Consider the following 1,005-nt stretch of genomic DNA (forward strand, 5'->3'; position numbering starts at 1 on the left):
ACACAGGATCGCCCCCCAGCCCCCCCTTGCGCACCATGCTCATGCCGGTGACATTCTTCAGATAACCGGCGCCGTCAGCGGCAGGCATGGGAGAGCCCGGGGCCTTGGGATCCAGAGTCACTTCCAGGGTGCTGGCGGGGCGGCTGGCGACCACCACCATGGGCTCCAGATGCTGGACCCGCTCCTGACCGGCGGCGCCGTGACAGGCGAGACCGCCCACCAGCAGGGCAAGTGGGGTGCGCATATGACAAGCCATGTTTCTTCCTTATTTTTTTGTTTATTTTGTGTTTTTCATCTCTCCCGGCAAACCTTTCAGTTGGGGAAAGGTTTGCCATCCGGCCGTAAAAAAGGCCTGCGGCGGGAAGCGGCAAGCCTTGATGGGCAAAGCTAAGAGAGGGGTTGGCAAAATGTTGCGCAGGTTTTACCCAAATTGGGTAGAGAAGGCAAACACACAAACATTCCAGTTGAAGGAATCTGGGGATGGCTCACAAAAACAGGGGTTTAGGTGAAGGCCTCCCACTCATTGATGGGTCTGATCAGGTGATAAACATCATGGGCCGACAGGGTGCAGCCAGCAGGCCACTCCAGCTGGTGGTGACGATTGATGAAGACCCGGGCACAACGCTGCTCCGAATCCAGCGCCGCAAACAGGGGCTGCGCGCGCCAGGGGGTCAGATCCAACGCACCCGTGGTGCCGTCAGAGAGCACCACAAACAGGCGCCATCCCTGCAAATATTCCACATCGATAAAGACCGGCATCCCTTCGGCTCCGATTGATAAAATCCGGCGCCATTATAAATAAGCTTCCTACGTTGCTTTGCAAAAGGGATCACAGTTTCTCCAGCCGTTTATGCTGTCTTGGAGCCCTGCACGCCCTCACATGAAAATCATGAATCGTGCCGCGCTCGGGCTGGCGCTGTGGGGCAGCCTGGCTTATCAGAAAGGACTCAACCAGACTGCGCGGCACTGAACCCGCCACCGCAATCACATAAAACCCGCCAATTG

Annotated in this window: 1 protein-coding gene and 1 pseudogene; both read right to left on the minus strand. The window is 57.2% G+C overall.

Going from position 1 to position 1,005, the window contains the following annotated elements:
* Positions 1–256 (minus strand): annotated as a pseudogene (locus tag BN1129_RS11570) (TonB-dependent copper receptor); the annotation flags it as partial.
* A 245-nt stretch (positions 257–501) separates the two neighbouring features.
* Positions 502–759, minus strand: a complete 258-nt coding sequence (locus BN1129_RS11580; protein WP_042036664.1) for a DUF2442 domain-containing protein — start codon at positions 757–759, stop codon at positions 502–504.
* Positions 760–1,005 lie beyond the last annotated feature (246 nt).

It is taken from the genome of Aeromonas popoffii (assembly GCF_000820025.1).
GTDB lineage: Bacteria > Pseudomonadota > Gammaproteobacteria > Enterobacterales > Aeromonadaceae > Aeromonas > Aeromonas popoffii.